A 21,101-nucleotide genomic window follows, 5' to 3' on the forward strand; every position below is an offset into this window, starting at 1 on the left:
AATTATACCCTAAACAAATACGATACACATAGCCGAAAAGGGAAAAATTGAAAGTTGATATAGATTGTTACTTTTATGTTGTAGTTTTGAAATCATTAATAAAAGAGTGGATGGTAATTAAAATTCGGGAATCGCAAATAAAAAGTGAAAATCGCAATTAAATTCAAGGAACTCAAATAAAAAGTGAAAATCACAATTAAATTCAAGGAACGCAAATAAAAAGTGAAAATCGCATTAAAATCAAGGAACGCAAATAAAAAGTGAAAATCGCAAATAAATTCAAGGAACGCAAATAAAAAGTGAAAATCGCAATTAAAATTCGGGAATCACAAATAAAAAGTGAGAATCGCAATTAAAATCCGGAAACCGCAAATAAAAAGTGAAAATCGCAATTAAAATCCGGAAACCGCAAATAAAAAGTGAAAATCGCAATTAAAATTCGGGAATCGCAAATAAAAAGTGAGAATTACAATTAAAATCCGGAAATCGCAAATAAAAACCATCAAACCTCAATTAATTCAACAATTAAAACGCACTTATATGTAAAATCCTCATAGTTTCAACTTAAATCTATAAAAACATACCTAATTACCTAAATTTAAAAGTAAAAAACGTAACAAGAATAGGCAAGTGTGTAATACAATTTTAATATGCAAAGAAAATGCTAATATAATAAAATATTAATATATTAGACAGTCAAAAAAAGCCCCCTAAACAGGGGGCTTTTCGTCTGTTATGAGATTTTTCAATAGTAAAAAAACAATTATTTACATATACACAATTGTTTTGAATTAACTAGAGAGGTGAAGGATTTGAAAAAAGGTTTTACTAGTTTAATTGTTTTAGTACTTATTTTTAGTATGTTTAAAGATGTATTTGCGGAAACTAAAGCTGCAGACAAATGGGTGGTAACTCTAAAACCTACAGAATTGACGATTCAGACTGGAACTGGAGGAACAACTGGCGGCGCAACAACTGGTGAGATAGCTGGAGGAACAACCGGCGGCACAACAACTGGTGAGATAACTGGTGGAACAACCGGTAGCACAACAACTGGAGGAACAACCGGCGGCACAACAACTGGTGAGACAACTGGAGGAACAACCGGTAGCACAACAACTGGAGGAACAACCGGCGGCACAACAACTGGTGAGACAACTGGAGGAACAACCGGCGGCACAACAACTGGAGGAACAACCGACGGCACAACAACTGGTGAGACAACTGGAGGAACAACCGGTAGCACAACAACTGGAGGAACAACCGGCGGCACAACAACTGGTGAGACAACTGAAGGAACAACCGGCAGCGCAACAACTGGTGAGGTAACCGGAGGAACAACCGGCGGCACAACAACTGGTGAGACAACTGGAGGAACAACTGGTACAACAACTACTACAATAACAATACCAGCAAACGTTAAGTTAAAAGTAGATAAAGAGGAGAATGACCTTTACTATGTTACTTATAATGGGAATGCGGGGACTATTTTGAAAAGTGCAGTCCGAAATGCAACTCCATGGGAAATCTACCCAACGGCGAAAGTCTTTAAAGTAACGAATGATACACCTCTATTATTAAATGAAAATGGTAAATTAGTGAATAGGGGAACAGTTAAAGCAAATACGGTTTTTAGTAAAATAGGTGTGAAGGATCAGTATTTAATGATTCAATATTCTAATCAAACTGCTTATATTGATAAAAATAAAACTATTCCTTTACCAAATGGGACCTTGCCTGTGATCAGTATCGTGACGCAGCCTGTTAAAATTACGGCGGGTGTTGCAGTGCGAAATTCTAAAATTGTCCTCCCGCGTGATAATAAACCAACAATGGTTAACATACCTGCTAAGCAAAAAATAGTAATTGATTCAGCTTATTCCTCTTATTATGTCGTAAAAGTTGGAGGACTTAAGGGACTGATCCCTAAAGCAGATATTTCGTTAAAAACCTATAACTACGTTGACCCAAATGGTGATTATTCATATGAAGAATTGACAGCGGATTTACAGGAACTGAATGCTTGGTATCCTGGATTTACTAAAGTTGAAAAAATTGGTAAATCGGTAGATGGTAGAAGTTTATATGCGTTTAAACTAGGGACTGGAAAAACTGAAATTAGTATAAATGGTTCGCATCATGCTCGTGAGCATATGACAACAAATGTCATAATGGAAATGCTCGATCAATATGCAAGTGCTTATGAAAAAAATACAAAAATTTCTGGTTTTGATGTAAGAAAAACATTATCTCAAACGTCTATTTATTTTGTACCAATGGTAAATCCTGATGGTGTAATGCTTGTACAAAAAGGTGCGAGCAGTGCAAAGAATCCAAATCAGGTCATTAAATTAAATAATGGTAGCAAGAATTTTAAAGCTTGGAAGGCAAATGTACGTGGTGTAGATTTAAATCGACAATATCCAGCTGGGTGGAGTACAATTTCTGGTAATAAGTCAAAGCCCGGCCCTGATAACTATAAAGGTACTAAGGCTTTAAGTGAACCAGAAGCTAAAGCTTTATATGATTTCACTAATAAACATTCATTCAAAAATACAGTTGCATACCACTCATCAGGAAATATTATTTTCTGGCATTATAATCAAACAGGAACTCAAATGGCTAGAGATAAGGCAATTGCTACAAAATTATCAAAACAAACAGGGTATAGTTTGGTCGCTCCTGCCAAAGGTGGAGGCGGTGGATATAAAGACTGGTATGTTGCTGCAAAAAAACGACCAGGATTTACTATTGAAATTTCTCCTTATGTAGGGAACAAACCAGTGCCAAATAGTTACTTTAGTAGTATTATGAAGAAAAACTTACCAGTTGGTTTAATACTTGCTAACGAAAAGTAAAAAATCACATTTTTTATAATAAAATTACTAAATTTAATTAATCTTCGTGCACAATTTGTTTTTCATTTCATTTTATGTTAAGATAGGAACATACTTAATAAGAAATTGGTTAATTCAATTCATGTGTTAAAAGGGACGAATTTTCATCCTGTTCTAATGTGTGTATTTTTTCTTAACAATACTCATTAAGTGTAAAAAAACAGGTATATATGGAGGTTCGTACAATGAACACAGGTACAGTTAAATGGTTTAACGCAGAAAAAGGTTTCGGATTCATCGCTGTTGAAGGTGGAGACGATGTATTCGTACATTTCTCAGCTATCCAAGGCGACGGTTTCAAATCTCTTGAAGAAGGCCAAAAAGTAAGCTTTGAGATCACTCAAGGTAACCGTGGCGCTCAAGCTGAAAACGTAGTTAAATTATAATTTTCACTTCTGAGTGAGTAAAAGGCTGCTAGCATTTTTGTTAGCAGTCTTTTTTTATTTTGTATAGAGAAGTGAAGTGATGGCGTCGCCTACAAATAAAATGACCACAACCGTAAATAAACTATTTAAGCGAATTCGAAAAAAATATTAAAACTTCAAATGTCTTCCGGATTTTCTATTATAATAATACTAAATCAACTAAAACTGGTTTTAAAACTGGTAAAGACAATAGAAATCATACCGGACTTAAAACTATACTCATACTTTATTTTGATTATTGATCATCCTAGGTATTCATTAAAGTAACTAAAAAGTTCGAAAATCAAAAAAAAGAGCTTAAAGTAAGCTCTTTTTCCTAAAAAAATCTTTATTTTAATGCAGAATCAATTAATTCGGTTGCTTCAAGCTGCGATATGCCTTTAATTAAGCTAAGTTCACCAACAAACATGCGTTTAGCCATGTCTAGCATTTCTCTTTCACTAGGGTTTAAAGGTTTCTCCCTACTTTGAAGTGTTAGATCACGTACTACTTGAGCACCAGCGAGTAATTCGCCAGACTTTAATTTTTTCATGTTTGTATCATATTTTTGTTTCCAAGATAAGGAATCGTCAGGAAGACCATTTGAAAAGTCATCTAATACATTACTTAAATATTCTTTGTCTTCGACTAAACGAATTTTCGTATTTGACACATTCCCTTGAGGGACCATCAATTTTAAATTGCTGGATGGTATGTTAATAATGTAGTACTGTTGTGTTACACCTTGTATAACTTTCTCTTCGATGGAATCAATTACTGCAGCTCCCTGCATTGGGTAAATAATTTGATCGCCAATTTTGAACAATGTACCCACCTCCGAAAATTCTTATAACTTAAGTATAACATTAATAAATGAAATATCAAAATTTATATGATAACATCTGTAAAATAAAACTGTCAATAATTTTATGTATAATTTTTTACTTTTTTGGGGAAAAGATGAACATGTCATATGGTCGTGGACATAATATGGAAGAAAGAGACTGTCGAAAGGAGGTTAGGTTACTAATGAATTTTCGTGTAGTTATTTTTATCGTTACAGTACTTACTTTTTTTACAACGACCACCGGATGTAGCCAACAAGAGCAAAGAGAGCTAGAGAAGCTTCCAGATGGCGTATTATTATCAGCATCTGAGCTTTCTTATGAAGCATTTCTAAGTAAAGAAATAGGCAAAAGCTTAAGAGAACATAAAGGGATTGCTGATCCATTACTTACTCAAGTTCATAAGAATCTTAGCGATTATAGGCTTGTTTCCATTACATCTGGTAATATTGGATTTTCTGCAATAGCATTAAAAAATAATAAAAATAATAGTTTACTATTTGCTTTTAGTGGATTAAAGAAAATTAATATACAAGATATTTATCAAAGATTAGTTGAATTTGAAACTCCTGAGAATGGTTCACCAGTTGTAATAGATCAACAAGCTCAGCAAGCATATGACTGGGTTACATCAATATTAAATAAAAAAGAGAATAAGCATTCAAGTGTATATGTTACTGGTCATTCCTTTGGAGGTTATTTAGCTCAATTTGTAGGTTATCAGCTTAAGAATGATAAAAAATTGAAAAATCATCTATTTGTACAGGGCGTTACATTTAACTCATTAGGTGTACTTTTAGATGATGGTTCGAAAAAACTTCATGCAAAGTCACAAAAAGTCCAAAAAACGTTTAAACCACTTTTTACAAATTACATTGTAAAGGGTGACCCATTGGACTACGCCAATAAAACCTTTTTTAAACAAATAACTGGGTACTCACTCCAGCATCTCGGTAATATCAAATATATTACAGTTGATGAGAATTATAAAACGTCTTTAACTGCTTTAGAAAAAACAACAGATTTATGGACAAAAGCAAGATTGTTGAAACCTTTGTACCCATATCACGATTTAGTTGAGTTTGAGGGTGCGTTTTGGAAATAGTACGGTGAAAATTAAAAGCTACTATCATAGATAGTAGCTTTTACACGCTGTTGAAAAACAACTTTGTCAATTAAATTACCAAATTTTCGTAAAAGGAGTAGGTGATGTTGATTTCCATTACAGGATGCTCGCTTTCCATGGGGCGGGATTCTTTAGCCTCCTCGGCAAGCCTGCGGGGTCTCAGCCTTCCCGCTAATCCCATAGGAGTCGATCACCCCTCCATTCCAATCAACTTTTTCATCAGCAAAAGTATACAATAAATCCTAATCAAATAGCCTTTACTTAGATTAATCTAGCAGTTTTTATTAATCAGTTTGTAGTTCAATTAATATCGAACATTAAACTAAATTAGTCAAATGAATTTGTTTTTCTAAGAATAAGCTCATAATTTTTTAACTTCTGAAAAAAACATGTCTAGTGTTATTGGAATCATAAAATTGCTCGAACATATTACATTTAAAACCATTAAAAGATCATCCAGAAAAATGATAATTTCATCATTATTAAATGTTCATTTAATGTCCGTTTTCCCTATTGACCATTTTATATTTCAACACTCTGTAAAAGCTACTATCATAGATAGTAGCTTTTATTGAACTATTATTTATATTGTATGTCATCTCTTAGTGATTCAACCTTTGTTAGGGCTTGATCGATGTCTGTTTCGCTTACCCCGAAGTGAGCTAGTGCATCATGGAGATGGGTAGCAATTGCATTAAAATGTTCGGGTTGAATATTCATTCCTTCATGAGCTTTTGACATGGATTTGCCAGTATATTTGTTAGGTCCACCTAAAGCAAAACTAATAAACTTTGTTTGGTGACGACGTTGCTTGTCCATATCCGTTTGATCAAAGAAATGATTAACTGTTTCATCTTTTAGGACTAATTCATCGTAAAAATAATCTACTACTTTTCCAACTGTTTCTTCTCCACCATATTTTTCATAAAGAGTTTGTTCCATTTAGTAGCTTCCTTTCAAAATAAGATATAAGTAGAATCCCCTAAATTAACAATTTAAAACTGTCTATTTAACGATTAATTCATGATATGAAAATACATTTGCTAAACAATTATGCTTCTTATAATTTAACGCTTATATGTAAGTCTAATCAATCCGTTTAAACAAATTGATTAGACCATTATAGATTCAACCACCTATCCATAACTAGAACTTACTTTGTAGAAAGTTTTAAACTGTGTATGAAGTAATATGTGTAATCGTCAGAATGAATATTTTTGTATAGTAATATCAGATAAATTAATAGTAGTTGAATTTTACTTTAATAAATAATTAACGCACCTATTGTTTCAACTATTTTTTTAAGTGACTGTATTGTTTTTGTTAATATCTTTAGATGTTAATGCAAGTGTATTATTGATTAATGTGTTGTCTTCAATATCATAAGGAGGCGCACCGATACCACCGTTAGTTGTGTCAATTCCAACCCTTTTTATTTTGGATGTTATTTTGTTTCCTTTAATTACTGCTCCTTTAACTTGAGTAGGAGAATTTTTCCATGCGTCACGGCCGATTTGAATGATTGGATGATCTGCAGAAGTTGTTACACTATCATTTATTGTATTGTTAAGAAAGGAAAAACTTGTTGCATTATTTACTAAAATAATGTTACCTGATACAGATTTATCGAAGTCGAATGTTGAGCTTGATATAGTAACATTTGGATATCCATTGTCATTATCAAGTATGACAGTACTATTTTTAAACTGTCCCTGATTAATAGTTACTTTTCCAGGATAGAAATTGATCTTTCCATTTGTAACAATTAGATTGTTATAGTTTCCAGAAGCTAATCGAGATTCAGTAGTATTATTAAATGTAACATTCGAGTATACATTCGAAGCGAGTCCATTGCCACTTAGACCATTGTTTCCTTCTAGATAAATAGTACTTAACGTTATTGGCTTGTCTCCCCATATAGCAAAACCATGTAATTCTGAATCTTGTCCAGAAGATGTAAGAGAAATATTGGATGCGCTTATGCCGTTTTCAACAGTCTGAGTAAAGCTGATATCTGAATCAACACCAACAAGACCATCAACAATTATATTTTCTCCACCGTCAAAAACTGCTCCACTTTTTGTTAGTTTGTTATTTGTAAAAGTAATATTAGAAGAGCCGTCAGAACTTACAAATGAAGAATTGTCAAAGGTGTTATTAGAAGCAGAAACGCCACCCCAGCTAGTTGAAGCAAAAGCAGCATCAGGACCAAAGTAGTTATTATTTGCTATTGCATGGCCACCATAAGAGAGTACCATATGAATTTTATTATTTAAAAATTCATTTCCGCTTATCTCCGTATTTATACCCGGGTAAAATCCAGGCTCTAAATCAACTCCACTTCCAGGAGCGACTCCACTTATATCGTGTATTTTATTATTGAGTATTTTGACACCATCAGTACCTACTAAACTTATGCCTTGTCGACGGTTATTGCCGATATTGCAATTTTGTATCAATAAATTTTCTGTAACAGCAACGGACATCATTTGAACACCAACATTTGCTGTACTTGTAGCATTAAAAACAGCACGCCATTTAACCGCGTCATCTGGAATCTTAGAATATCCAAAAGATGAATTGAAATCTTGATCTTTATCAGTTTTAATTAAACTTCCATCTGAGCGATAATAATATAAATCGTATTTCCCGGATACACCTTCAGGATTCCACATCATAATATTTCTAAAATGAGGATTTTGATACGCTGGATCACTAAGCGTATAAGGTTTAGTGCGAATTTTTCCTGATTGGCTAATAGGGTTTCCATTTGCATCTAATCCACCTAATTCTAGGTTGGTTGAATCAATCGATTCGCCTGTGACTGTTGTACCACCGGCTTGAACACCATCACCGGTAAAATCTGTAAAATTAACACCATCAATAATGACATTACTTGCTCCCTCTGTTATGATTCCAAATCCCCACTCATGCGTACCTGAAGTGTAAGGACCAACATAAGTGTAATCGTGAGTATATCGGTCACCTTTCAAGGTCCCACCTTTTATAGTCACATTCACAATGTCTTTACTTAGCGAAATAATAGCGTATTGTTCCCATTTATTTGTTTCCTTTTGAAGAACCGTATCACTATCCATTAAAAATGTCATATTACTTACCATATTAATTTGAGCATTATGATCTTTATCTTCAACGCCCTTAGCTATCAAGTACGTACCACCTAATACATGAAAGGTAGTGTATCCGTTACTAGTTGCCCACTGTAATGCCTGGTTAAATCCATTTGTAGTTTCAATAGGATGAGAATTATCATTATAAATTCCCCATCTAGTTCTTTCTTGCGAAGTTAGTTCATATACTCCAGCTGGAGGAGATACAACCGTAGTATCTTTTGTGACAACTGTGGAACTCGTAGATTGATTGCCATATTGATCATTCGAGACAGCAGTGATTGTAATACTTCCATTATTTAAAGAACTCATATTAAATAATACTGAAAAATTGCCACTTGTATCAGATGTAGTTACTTTAGAGAGTGGACTATGAATACCATCACTAACAGTTACTGTTACTTTTTGGTTTGCTTCCACTTTTCCATTTACTGGATAAGCACTTTGATTTTGTAAAGTAATATTTGAGACACTTAAAAGAATCGTTGGACCAACGGTATCTTTTAAAACAGTCTTATTAACCTTTCCACTTGTATTACCTTTTGTATCTTTTTGATAAGCTTCCAAATTTAATTGGCCATCTTTTAGAGTAATGAGATTAAATTTTGTAGAAAAGGTACCGCTTGAAGTTGCTTTAACAGTAGTAGAAATCGTATTTTTGTTAGGATCTTTAAACGTTAAATAAATAGTAGCATTTGCAATTCCGCTACCACTTACAGTATAGGAGCTTGCGTTGATACTTGTTACAACAGGTAAACTATTAATCTTTGGACTACTAATTGCCAAATAACATGACACTCCTTATAAATTAGTATATTTATAGGAGTAGTATATTTATTTCAGTCCAAATTGCTTGTACTAATTAAGAGAAAGCATAAAAGATGGTGAAACTATCTAGTAAGTAAATGGAAGATTATTAAAAAAAACTAATTTTTCCTAGTAATTTAGTATGGTAAATGTTCATTTAAAAGAACATCTTTGTTCTTATGTTTAGTACTAAACATAATTTATTAACAATAAATTTACTAGGAATTTATAATTAATTTACTAGAATCTACTATTATTAAAGTGTAGTAAAATAGGTATAAATTGGAGCGAAAATATTATTGACTAGTTCATTATAAAGAATTAAAATTAAGTTCATAATTACCCTAATTTTCAGATTTTAGTTAGTCATAAGAGCACTTATTATGCATAATTATATGCGTACATACTATTTTTGGTAGCTTATTAAAACGTTGTTCGTTATATAGAATCTTTCGTCATGTTTTATATCAAGTAAAAAATACTAAAAAGTGAAGGTGAATGGATGAATAGTGTAAGGCCTAAGGAAATTGATATAAAGGAATATTTTGATGTAATTAAAAGTCGATTTTGGATTATTATTGTTTTTACTATATTAACTACATCAGTTGGTTACCTATATCAGAAATTTTATAACAATTATGTTCCTGTGTATGAGTCTTCTACTAGAATAATGATTAATACAAAGGATGATTTAAGTACGTTAGCAGTTATGATTAATGATCCAACTGTTTTGGCAAGAGTAATTAATAATTTACACCTTAATATTTCTAAAGACACTTTAGCAAAAAAATTAGACGTGCAAAGAATAGGTGATTCAACTATTTTTAGTATTACAGTACAAGATACCGATTCAACTATTGCTAAAAATATTGCGAACGAAACTGCAAAATCATTTAAAGATGAAGTTAGTAATCTATTAAATTTTAAAAATGTTCAATTGTTAACCCCAGCAGAGGCAGCCTCATTGCCAATTAATCAGCAAAGTAATAAAGTCATTATTTTTGCATTTGTTATGGGGATCGTTATTAGTATTGCATTAGTATTTTTAATGGATTCTTTAGATCAAACAATTAAAAGACGAAGCGAAGTCGAAGAAATCCTAGGGGTACCTGTAATTGGCGTTGTTCCAAATATGAATAAGAAAAAGTTACTAACTGAGAAAAAGAAATATAAATTATTAAAAAATGAAGGTGAGAATGTTGATATTTAATAAAAGAAAACAAAACACAGCCTTTAAAAAAAGAAATCTAGTAACGTTTACAAATCCAAATTCAATTATATCTGACCAATTTCGAACAATACGTATAAATTTACACTTTTTAACTGAGGAAATCAAAAATAAAATCCTCTTAATTACTTCAACTGGTAAAGGTGAAGGAAATTCAACAATTAGCGCTAATTTAGCTGTATCGATGGCCCAGCAGAAAGAAAAAGTCTTATTGATCGATGCTAATTTAAGGGAAGCCTCAATACATACAATTTTTAAATTACAGAACAATGTTGGCTTAACAGATTTGTTAACAAAACGTATAGAGCTTAAAGATGTAGTAACAAGTACAGATTTTGAAAATTTGGATGTATTGACTAGTGGCACAATTAACTTTAATCCTGTAGAACTTTTGGCGAATTCAGCGGTAAAAGAGTTATTTAAAAAATTGATTACCTCTTATGATATTGTACTAATTGATTCACCATCAATATTAGACTATACAGAGACAAGAGTACTTGCAAATCAATGTGATGGTGTAGTTTTAGTACTTAACCGTGGTAAAACTGAAATAGAGAAGACGAGTGAGGCTAGTAGAGTAATTGAGCTATCACATGGCCGATTGATCGGTGCAATTATAAATGAAAAGTAAGTAAAATTTTTACTGTTTTGTTCTTAATTAAGAACGATGTTTAATAGAATAGTTTAGGTAATGTCTACTTTCCTTTATCAATGTAGGCACTCGATCATGCTGTGGGTTGAAATATACCTTAGACGCAAGTCGTCAAGAGTGTGGTGTGAGGGTGGGTTGAATGCCCGTTTTTTATATAAAGTGTTTATTTATGTGCTTTTTTTAAAAGAGTGCAAAAATAAGCACTTTATTAATACAGTATGGGGATGTGAATATGAAAATTAAGGATAGGCTACCTAAAACACTAAAGAATAGAATTAGAATCATTCAACAATTTGAACGGCTAGATGAAACTAACGGATTACCAAATAATAAAATAAATGACGATGGTAGAAAAAAGCTTGAATTATATAACGTAGGATGGTTTATGAGAGGAGCATTCAAGTGACTTATAGGCAAAGATTATCTCTATTTATAATTATTGATTCATGTATTGCACTCACATCCATTTTTATTAGTCGATTTTTGGTAGACGCAACAATTGATATTTTTATTAAACCTGTTTTTATAAGTTCACTTTTTCTTTTATTAAGCCATCATATTTTTTCTTTAATTTTTAAACTTTATAAAAAGGCATGGGAATATGCAAGTATAGGTGAAATAATTATTATCTTTAATATTGTAACGTCTTCAATAGTTACATCTTTAATTATCCAGCAAATGATTATGCAAAAAACATATTTCAGGTTATTTGCGGTCGCTTGGTTACTTCATATGATATTAATAGGTGGTTCAAGATTTACTTGGAGGTTATATCGAGATTCACTCGTTAGAAAAAATATTATTAAGAAGAGAACCCTAATTATTGGTGCTGGCGCAGCAGGCACTATGGTTGCAAGACAGCTTTTAAAGAGCAACGATAATTATAGTCATCTCCATCCTGTTGCTTTTATAGATGATAACGTAAAAAAACATCACTTAGATATACTAGGAATTCCTGTTTTAGGTGGGGTTGAAAAAATTGAAAGTGTTGTAAGTAAATATTCAATTGAAAATATTATTATTGCAATTCCTTCGTTACATAAAAAGGAGTTAAATATTATCTTTCAGGAATGCTCTAAAACAAACGCTAGTACTAAAATACTACCTATGTTAGAAGATCTAATTACTGGTAAGGTTTCAGTCAATCAATTCCGTGATGTTCAAGTAGAGGACTTATTAGGAAGGGATCCTGTTGTAATGGATATGGGCAGCATTTCTGAATCAATTACAAATAATGTTGTATTAGTTACAGGAGCGGGAGGATCAATCGGTTCGGAAATTTCACGACAAATTTCTAACTTTAATCCAAAACAATTAATTTTACTTGGCCATGGTGAAAATAGCATTTATTCAATTGAAATGGAATTAAAGAATAGTTTTAAGGATTCTAGCATTGAATTTATAACAGAGATTGCTGATTTACAAGACGAAAAGAAAATGATGTCAATTATGGAACAATATAGTCCGGATGTTGTCTACCATGCAGCAGCACACAAGCATGTACCTTTAATGGAGCGAAATCCGGAGGCAGCAATTAAAAATAATGTAATTGGTACTATGAATGTTGCAAAAGCAGCTAGCTGGCATTGTGTAAAAACATTTGTCATGATTTCAACTGATAAAGCTGTCAATCCAACGAGTGTAATGGGTTCAACAAAAAAACTTGCAGAAATGATTATTCAAGATATGGATAAAAATAGTGATACCAAATTTGTAGCAGTTCGATTTGGAAATGTGCTAGGTAGTAGAGGGAGTGTTATTCCACTTTTTAAAAAGCAAATTGAAAATGGAGGCCCTGTCACTGTTACTCACCCAGATATGGTGCGTTATTTCATGACGATTCCCGAGGCATCTAGGCTAGTGATACAAGCAGGGGCATTAGCAAAGGGCGGCGAAATCTTCGTATTAGACATGGGCGATCCAGTAAAAATAGTAGATCTTGCTAGAAATTTAATTTTATTATCAGGTAATTCACTTGAGGATATAGAGATTGAATTCTCAGGAATGAGACCGGGAGAGAAGCTATTTGAGGAATTATTAAAAGAAGAAGAAATTCATGAAGAACAAATTTATCCGAAGATTTATATTGGAAAAACAACGGATTTGCATATAAGTGAAATACATGAAATTATTGATAACTTTTCAGATTTAGAGAAGGACGACCTCAGAGAGAGATTATTAAATTTGGCTAATAATAAAGTTATTTCTCAAACGAACGCTACAACACCAATTTTAAATTAAGGGAGAAAAAAATGAAAATTAAAAAAGCCATAATACCTGCTGCTGGATTAGGAACTAGATTTCTACCGGCAACAAAAGCAATGCCAAAAGAGATGTTGCCAATTGTAGATAAGCCTACTATTCAGTATATAGTTGAAGAAGCCATTGAATCAGGAATTGAGGATATTATTATTGTAACCGGAAAAGGTAAAAGAGCGATTGAAGATCATTTTGATAATTCATTTGAATTAGAACAAAATCTATTAGAAAAAGGTAAATTTGAATTATTATCAGAGGTTCAGAAATCATCAAAGATGGTAGACATTCATTATATTCGCCAAAAAGAACCAAGGGGCTTAGGTCATGCGATTTGGTGTGCACGCAAATTTATAGGTGATGAACCATTTGCAGTGTTATTGGGCGATGATATTGTTAAAGCCGATACACCATGTTTAAAGCAGATGATTGGGCAATTTAATCGATATAATGCTTCTATATTAGGTGTACAAACTGTAAATGAAGCTGAGGTTTCTAGATACGGAATTGTTGACGGGAGTTTAATAGATAATCATTTTTATAATGTTCATAGTTTAGTAGAAAAACCAAAGCAAGAAGAAGCTCCTTCAAACTTAGCGATTTTAGGCCGCTATATACTAACGCCGAGAATATTTGATATTTTAAGTAATCAGAAACCAGGGGCTGGAAATGAAATTCAACTGACTGATGCAATTGCTGAACTTAACAAACAAGAAGCAGTCTATGCTTATGAATTTGAAGGAACTCGATACGATGTAGGCGAGAAATTAGGTTTTATTAAAACGACTCTTGAGTTTGCTCTTAAAAGGGAGGACTTGAGACATAGTGTTCTAGATTATTTAACGGAACTAATGAAAAAAGAATTAATTAGCGGGTCAAATGATTAGAAAATAATGTTGATAGGTGAAAAAGATGAAAAAAAAGGTGCTCTTTTGTGCAACTGTGGATTATCATTTTACGGCATTTCATATGCCATATATAAAGTGGTTCAAGGATAATGGCTGGGAAGTACATATTGCTGCTAATGGAGAAAACAATATTCATTATGTCGACAAAAAGTTTAATCTACCTATTCAAAGATCGCCTTTTAATTTTAAAAATATAAGGGCACTAAAAGACCTTAAAAATATAATAGATGAAAATAATTATGAGATCATACATTGCCATACTCCTATGGGTGGGATACTTGCTCGCCTTGCGGCTCGTAAGTCCAGGGCTAAAGGAACAACAAAATTGATTTACACAGCACATGGATTCCATTTTTGTAAGGGTGCACCAATATTAAACTGGCTATTATATTATCCAATTGAAAAATTCATGGCACCCCTATCAGATTGTTTAATAACGATTAATAAAGAAGATTATGAGTTATCAAATAGAAGTTTTAATATTAAAAGAATCGTACATATCCATGGGGTTGGAATTGATACAGAGGATTTTAAGCCAATTGATGAATTAAATAAAAAGGTAGTAAGAGAGTCGTTTGGATATCAACCAGATGACTTTTTGCTTTTTTATGCAGCAGAATTTAATAAAAATAAAAATCAACAATTTCTACTTAATTCATTGGCACTAATGAAAGATGAATTGTTGAATGTAAAACTTCTACTTGCTGGGGAAGGTGCTTTACTAAATGAATGTAAACAGTTAGCAAATCAACTTGGAATTTCACATATGGTAGAGTTTTTAGGTTTTAGAAAGGATATTAAAGAAATCCTACCTATGTGTGACGTTGCAGTTGGGTCTAGTCTACGTGAAGGTTTGCCGGTCAATATAATGGAGGCCATGTCTTGTGGCTTACCGATTATAGCAGTAGATAACCGAGGGCATAGAGAGCTTGTAATTAATAACAAAAATGGATGGCTTGTAAAGAGTAATGACTCCACTGGTTTCTCAAGCGCTATAAAAGACCTTGCCGAAAGAAAGGGTCTCAAAGAGAGGCTTGGGGCCAATAGTAGAAAGATCATTATGAGAAAATATAGCATTGATAAAGTAATATTGGAAAAAAGTGAGGTATATAAGAGCTATATGAAGGAAATGGAGGATACAATGTGGGCGACCCTTTAAGAATCTTACATACCGTTGTTAATATGAACAGAGGTGGCGCGGAAACATTAATAATGAATTTGTATCGTAATATTGATCGAACGAAAATACAGTTCGATTTTTTAACGTGTAAAGAGGGGGCATATGACTCTGAAATAATTGCCATGGGTGGAAAGATTCATAGAATTCCATATATAACGGACGTTGGTCATATAGGTTATATAAGAAAACTAGATAAATTTTTTAGGCTAAATCCTAATTATAAAATCGTACATTCTCATATGGATAAAATGAGTGGCTTAGTTTTAAGAGCTGCAAAAAAAGCTAATATACCCACGAGAATTGCCCACAGCCATAATACAAAAAGTGAAGGTGGGTTGGCTTCACAGGTTTATAAATGGTATGCGGGTAAATACATTGAGCCCAATGCTACCCATTTATTTGCTTGTTCGGAGTCAGCAAGTAGGTGGTTATTTACTAAACGTTCAAGTGAATCACTAATCTTAAAAAATGGAATTGAAAGTGAGAGGTTTCAATTCTCATTAAATTTAAGAAAACAAATTAGGGATCAGTTAGATATCTCGGACAAAGCATTTGTACTTGGCCATATTGGAAGATTTAATCAACAAAAAAATCATCTCTTTTTACTAGAAATTTTTGCTTCACTATTAAAAGAAATGCCGAGTGCAGTTCTAATCTTAGTTGGAGGAGGTTCCCTTCAAGCAAAAATAGAATCGAAAATAAAAGAACTTCAAATAGAGAAAAATGTAAAGTTACTTGGTATTAGAGATGATATTTATAAACTTTTACAAGCAATGGATGTATTTGTTTTCCCATCTTTACACGAAGGTTTACCTGTAACGTTAATAGAAGCACAAGGTGCAGGTTTAACTTGTATTATTTCAGATACGATTACAACAGAAGTTGATATGGGGATGGGACTAATTCAATACTGTTCATTAAATGACAGTGAAAAATGGGTTGAGAAAATCTTGAAAGAAGCAAAAAGAAATTTTAAAAGAGGAAATGCGGGAAGTGCATTGATCCAAAAAGGATATGATATTCGCATAACAGCGGAGAATACCCAAAAGACATATATCTCGTTAGGGAGGTAGGATATGAAGAAATTAACTGTATTTACTCCAACATTTAATCGAGCATACTGCCTTCACAAATGTTACGAGAGTTTAAAGAATCAAACATGCAAAGAATTTATCTGGTTAATTATTGATGATGGTTCAACTGACAATACTAAAGAATTAGTTGAAGGTTGGATCGAAGAAAATAAAATTGAAATTATGTATTATTGGCAGAAAAACCAAGGAATGCATGGTGCTCATAATACCGCTTACCAGAAAATTGTCACAGAACTTAATGTTTGTATTGATTCAGATGATTATATGCCTTTAGATGCGGTTGAAAAAATTATTAAGCACTGGAATCAATTTGGTAACGATCATGTGAGTGGAATTATTGGTCTAGATGCATATTCAGATGGAAAAATTATTGGTACAAAGTTACCGGTTAATAGAAAACAGTCTAGATTATTTGATTTATATAATAAATTTGGAGTAACTGGTGATAAAAAACTTGTATATCGAACAGAGTTAACAAAAAAATTTCCATATCCACTATTTAAAAATGAACGTTATGTTGGTCTAGCATACAAATATCACATGCTTGATAAACAATACGAAATGCTATTAATGAATGAAACTTTATGCTATGTAGAGTATCTTGCAGATGGATCATCTTTAAATATGTTAAGTCAATATATTAAAAATCCGAATGGATTTGCATTTTATCGAAAAGAAATGATGAAATTGCCATTTGCAAGTCAGTTGTTTAAATTCAGACAAGCCATTCATTATGTTTCTAGTAGCATTATGAGTAGAAACTGGAGTTTTTTAGACGAGACGCCTAAAAAAGGTTTAACAATCTTGGCGATTCCATTTGGGATAACTTTATATATTTATATTACGACAAAAACAAAAGCCGCCTAAAAAGTGGTTTTGTTTTTTGGAAGGATATTGGTATGACTATATTTTGGTTCAATTTAGCAATTGTATTTGTTTTTTCATTCATGGCACGGGTAACCTCAAGGGTTAGCATATCTAGCACCGCAACATTATCATCGGTCTATATAAAACCTAATAAAACGTTGGCATTTGTTGTATTAGTAACTCTAGTTTGCGTATCGGGACTTAGATCAAATATCGGGGACACATATGCATATGTGGATATCTATAAAAGACATGACTTTACATGGAACTATATTTTAGAGTCTAAGGATATTGGATTCGGCATTCTGCAAATGATTTTAAAATATTTTTCTTCAAATCCTCAAATATTGTTAATTACAACAGCGATTATCACAAATGTATTAGTTATTTTTACTTTATATAATTATTCAAGAATTTTTGAATTGAGCGTTTATGTGTATATTACTGGTGGTTTGTTTTTGGTCTCTATGAATGGTATCAGACAAGTACTTGCTGCATCCATTGCTTTTGCAGGTATACGACTATTGCTGGAAGGTAGCTTTAAACGCTATCTACTCGTTATTTTATTTGCTTCTTTATTTCATCAAACTGCACTTATTTTAATTCCAATTTATTTTCTTGTGCGCTTTAAGGCATGGTCAAAAGTAACAATCGCTCTATTATTATTATCAATCGTATTCATAATTGGATTTAATCAACTTTCAACTTATTTGTTTAACGCTATTCAAGATACCCAGTATGCAGTCTATAAAAACTTTCAAGAAGGTGGAGCTAGCATTATTAGGGTTGCAGTAACAGCAATTCCACTTTTAATTGCTTTTGTGGGAAGAGAGAGGTTAAGAGAAATGAATCCAAAGAGTGATATTGTTGTCAATATGGCTTTACTTGGATTTGTCTTTATGCTTATTTCAACGCAAAATTGGATCTTTGCAAGAATTTCAATTTATTTTAGTTTTTATCAGCTAATTTTAATTTCATGGATTGTGAAATTATTTCGAGTAAGAGATCAAAAGTTAATCTATTATGGCATACTAATTTGCTACTTTTTTTATTATTACTATGAAAATGTAATTAGTCTGCAAATACAATATTTCAGCGATTATATTAATTTAAACTGGTAAAAGTGATTATTTTTTAGTCTTTTATAGGAGGAAAAATAAATGGCAATTCTTGTAACTGGTGGAGCAGGATATATTGGGAGTCACACAATCGTAGAGCTGTTACAGAGTGGCAATGAAATTATTGTTCTAGATAATTTTTCAAATAGTAAGCCAGAAGCATTAAAAAGGGTGTCAGAGATAACGGGTAAGTCATTTAAAACATATAATATTGACCTATTAAATAGAGATGAGTTAGAAAATATATTTTCTCAGAATAGAATATCGGCTGTTATCCATTTTGCCGGGCTTAAAGCTGTAGGTGAATCAGTCCAAAATCCTATTGAATACTATTATAACAATATTACAGGAACGATTAATCTTTGCGAAATGATGAGAAAATATGAAGTAAAAAAGCTTGTTTTTAGTTCTTCTGCCACAGTCTATGGTTCAAAGAATGAATCACCGATATTAGAAAGTAGTGACTTAGGCGCTTCTAATCCATACGGACGAACTAAGCTTATGATTGAGGAATTCCTTAAGGACTTATACGAATCAGACCATACTTGGAGGATAGCATTATTGAGATATTTTAATCCAATCGGTGCACATCATAGTGGCTTAATTGGCGAAGACCCAAATGGAGTTCCGAATAACTTAATGCCATTCATTTCACAAGTAGCAGTAGGTAAATTGGAGCAATTAACTATTTTTGGAAATGATTATCCAACAAAAGACGGCACAGGTGTGAGGGACTATATTCATGTGGTAGATTTAGCAATTGGTCATATGAATGCACTAAAAAACCTAGAAAACAACACTGGAATTGAAGCATATAACATTGGTACAGGCAATGGCTATAGTGTTCTAGAAATGATTGAAGCTTTTGAAATAGCATCTGGTAAAAAGATACCATATAGAATTAAAGAAAGACGTCCTGGTGATGCGGCAGTTTGTTATGCGAATCCAACAAAGGCTATGCAAAAACTTGGCTTTACAGCTACAAAGGGAATTCATTTAATGTGTGAGGATACATGGAGATGGCAAAAAAATAATCCGAACGGATATACTGAAGGGATTGAACAAGTAACAGTGCAATAATGCAGTGTTTTTTTGGTTTGGGAGGAAAAAATGGAATCAATTAATTTATCACAACAACAATTAATAGATATTCTAAAACTCTTTTACTATAGAGGAAGCCATTCGAATGAATTAAATACGATTGATTTTATAAATGATATGAAAAATACGATCATAATGATTAGCACAAACAATTTAGTAGAAACGAAGTAATTAATTTTTAGGAGTAGACTAAAAATGAAAAGAGTCATAGATTTAGTATGTTCAATGATAATATTGCTGTTGCTATTGCTACCTCTAGTAGTTGTAGCAATTTTTGTTAGATTAAAAATGGGTGCTCCTATACTCTTTACTCAACAGCGCCCTGGTTTAAATGGTAAACCATTTTACTTGTATAAATTCCGAACAATGAGTGATTTGCATGATGCAGGAGGAAACCTTTTATCGGATGAATTACGCTTAACTGCTTTCGGGAAGTTTTTAAGAAAGTATAGTATTGATGAGTTTCCACAGTTAATAAATGTGGTTAAAGGGGATATGAGTTTAGTTGGACCAAGACCATTTTTAATGGAATATCTATCTTTATATACAGAAGAACAGATGCTAAGGCATAATGTAAAACCTGGGATTACAGGTTGGGCCCAAGTAAATGGACGGAATTCACTTACATGGGAGGAGAAATTTAAAATGGACGTATGGTATGTGAAAAATAATAGTCTCCTTTTAGATTTGAAAATCCTAATTAAAACAGCTATTAAGGTTATAAAGAAAGAAGGAATTTCACAGGAGGGGCAAGTGACAATGGAAAAATTCACTGGTTCTAATGAAGTGATGTAGTATGAAGGTAATTATTTTAGGTAATGGGGGACATAGCAAAGTTGTCCAAGACATCATCTACTCGATAAAGGGAAATGAAATTGTTGCTATATTAGATGACAAATATAAAGTTGAAAAACGTGAGAATGGAATTATATATGCTCCATTTGATTCTTTAAAAAAATTTCTAGATCAAGAAGCTAAAGTAGTGATTGCAATAGGAGATAACAAGCTTAGAAAAAATATAGTTACTTCAATGGATATTAAAAAAGAACAATACTTAACAGTTATTCATCCTTCAGCAATTGTTAGCACTTCGACTAGAATTGGATACGGAACAGTGGTCATGCCAAATGCAGTTATTAATGCAGAAGCGCAAATAGGCGATCATTGTGTAATTAATACTGGAGCAATCATTGAACATGATAATCAAATCGGAGACTATACGCATGTCTCTCCAAATGCTACTTTAACAGGAAACGTGTTAGTAGAAGAAGGTGCACATATCGGAGCATCAGCTACTATTATTCCCGGTATTAAAGTAGGGTGTTGGTCAATTGTAGGTGCGGGTTCAACGGTTATTCACAATATTTCACCACTTAGTACAGTAGTAGGCTGCCCAGCTAGAATTATTAAAAATTGAAATTTGTAGATTAAATTTTTCGAAAAGGTGGTAAGTGAGTTGACCTTATCAAGAATTTATTTATCTCCCC

General features: G+C 32.6%; 19 protein-coding genes. 16 read left to right on the forward strand and 3 right to left on the reverse strand.

Annotation, left to right across the window (positions count from 1 at the left end; translation table 11 throughout):
* The first annotated feature begins 812 nt into the window (after positions 1-812).
* Both BED47_RS11475 and cspD read left to right on the forward strand, forming a co-directional pair.
* A complete protein-coding gene (locus tag BED47_RS11475) occupies positions 813-2,858 on the forward strand; it encodes a M14 family metallopeptidase (protein WP_069033761.1) in 2,046 nt (681 codons plus the stop codon).
* Positions 2,859-3,082: 224 nt separating this feature from the next.
* A complete protein-coding gene (gene cspD, locus BED47_RS11480) occupies positions 3,083-3,283 on the forward strand; it encodes a cold-shock protein CspD (protein ID WP_025568675.1) in 201 nt (66 codons plus the stop codon).
* 367 nt (positions 3,284-3,650) lie between these two features.
* Here the strand turns inward: cspD and BED47_RS11485 are convergent, their stop codons facing one another.
* Positions 3,651-4,136, reverse strand: a complete 486-nt coding sequence (locus BED47_RS11485) for a CarD family transcriptional regulator (protein ID WP_254664590.1) — start codon at positions 4,134-4,136, stop codon at positions 3,651-3,653.
* Positions 4,137-4,330: 194 nt separating this feature from the next.
* On the opposite strand from BED47_RS11485, the gene BED47_RS11490 reads away from it, so the two are divergent.
* Positions 4,331-5,251 (forward strand): lipase family protein, encoded by a 921-nt coding sequence (locus BED47_RS11490; RefSeq protein ID WP_175403485.1) that lies wholly within the window; start codon positions 4,331-4,333, stop codon positions 5,249-5,251.
* Between the two features lie 600 nt (positions 5,252-5,851).
* Here the strand turns inward: BED47_RS11490 and BED47_RS11495 are convergent.
* Positions 5,852-6,214: a group I truncated hemoglobin gene (locus tag BED47_RS11495; protein WP_069033764.1), complete on the reverse strand. Its 363-nt coding sequence runs from the start codon at positions 6,212-6,214 to the stop codon at positions 5,852-5,854.
* A 359-nt stretch (positions 6,215-6,573) separates the two neighbouring features.
* Complete coding sequence (locus BED47_RS11500) at positions 6,574-9,189, reverse strand: Ig-like domain-containing protein (RefSeq protein WP_084006876.1); 2,616 nt, start codon at positions 9,187-9,189, stop codon at positions 6,574-6,576.
* A gap of 523 nt (positions 9,190-9,712) precedes the next feature.
* On the opposite strand from BED47_RS11500, the gene BED47_RS11505 reads away from it, so the two are divergent.
* The 13 genes from BED47_RS11505 (at position 9,713) to BED47_RS11555 (ending at position 21,031) form a co-directional block, all read left to right on the forward strand.
* The gene (locus BED47_RS11505) at positions 9,713-10,420 is read left to right on the forward strand and encodes a YveK family protein (RefSeq protein WP_069033765.1); all 708 of its coding nucleotides are present in this window, start codon (positions 9,713-9,715) and stop codon (positions 10,418-10,420) included.
* Positions 10,407-11,069 carry a CpsD/CapB family tyrosine-protein kinase gene (locus BED47_RS11510; RefSeq protein WP_254664591.1) on the forward strand — a complete coding sequence of 221 codons (663 nt, stop codon included), beginning with the start codon at positions 10,407-10,409 and terminating at the stop codon, positions 11,067-11,069. Before BED47_RS11505 ends, BED47_RS11510 begins: the two co-directional genes overlap by 14 nt.
* Before the next feature lie 253 nt (positions 11,070-11,322).
* Positions 11,323-11,496, forward strand: coding sequence for a hypothetical protein (locus BED47_RS23710; protein WP_175403486.1), 174 nt, complete (start codon positions 11,323-11,325; stop codon positions 11,494-11,496).
* On the forward strand, positions 11,493-13,331 hold the full coding sequence (locus tag BED47_RS11515) for a polysaccharide biosynthesis protein (protein WP_069033767.1): 1,839 nt from the start codon (positions 11,493-11,495) through the stop codon (positions 13,329-13,331). Before BED47_RS23710 ends, BED47_RS11515 begins: the two co-directional genes overlap by 4 nt.
* Before the next feature lie 11 nt (positions 13,332-13,342).
* Positions 13,343-14,233: a UTP--glucose-1-phosphate uridylyltransferase GalU gene (gene galU, locus BED47_RS11520; RefSeq protein WP_069033768.1), complete on the forward strand. Its 891-nt coding sequence runs from the start codon at positions 13,343-13,345 to the stop codon at positions 14,231-14,233.
* Between the two features lie 25 nt (positions 14,234-14,258).
* The gene (locus tag BED47_RS11525; RefSeq protein WP_069033769.1) at positions 14,259-15,413 is read left to right on the forward strand and encodes a glycosyltransferase family 4 protein; all 1,155 of its coding nucleotides are present in this window, start codon (positions 14,259-14,261) and stop codon (positions 15,411-15,413) included.
* The gene (locus BED47_RS11530; RefSeq protein ID WP_069033770.1) at positions 15,398-16,507 is read left to right on the forward strand and encodes a glycosyltransferase family 1 protein; all 1,110 of its coding nucleotides are present in this window, start codon (positions 15,398-15,400) and stop codon (positions 16,505-16,507) included. Before BED47_RS11525 ends, BED47_RS11530 begins: the two co-directional genes overlap by 16 nt.
* Before the next feature lie 3 nt (positions 16,508-16,510).
* A complete protein-coding gene (locus BED47_RS11535; RefSeq protein WP_069033771.1) occupies positions 16,511-17,395 on the forward strand; it encodes a glycosyltransferase family 2 protein in 885 nt (294 codons plus the stop codon).
* 32 nt (positions 17,396-17,427) lie between these two features.
* Entirely contained in the window at positions 17,428-18,516 is a 1,089-nt protein-coding gene (locus BED47_RS11540; protein WP_069033772.1) for an EpsG family protein, read from the forward strand.
* Positions 18,517-18,555: 39 nt separating this feature from the next.
* Entirely contained in the window at positions 18,556-19,593 is a 1,038-nt protein-coding gene (gene galE / locus BED47_RS11545) for a UDP-glucose 4-epimerase GalE (RefSeq protein WP_069033773.1), read from the forward strand.
* A gap of 30 nt (positions 19,594-19,623) precedes the next feature.
* A complete protein-coding gene (locus tag BED47_RS23715) occupies positions 19,624-19,785 on the forward strand; it encodes a hypothetical protein (RefSeq protein ID WP_175403487.1) in 162 nt (53 codons plus the stop codon).
* A 24-nt stretch (positions 19,786-19,809) separates the two neighbouring features.
* Positions 19,810-20,409 (forward strand): sugar transferase, encoded by a 600-nt coding sequence (locus BED47_RS11550; RefSeq protein WP_069033774.1) that lies wholly within the window; start codon positions 19,810-19,812, stop codon positions 20,407-20,409.
* A 1-nt stretch (position 20,410) separates the two neighbouring features.
* Complete coding sequence (locus BED47_RS11555; protein WP_069033775.1) at positions 20,411-21,031, forward strand: acetyltransferase; 621 nt, start codon at positions 20,411-20,413, stop codon at positions 21,029-21,031.
* The last annotated feature ends 70 nt before the right edge of the window (positions 21,032-21,101 follow it).

This window comes from Gottfriedia luciferensis, assembly GCF_001712755.1.
GTDB lineage: Bacteria > Bacillota > Bacilli > Bacillales > Bacillaceae_G > Gottfriedia > Gottfriedia luciferensis_B.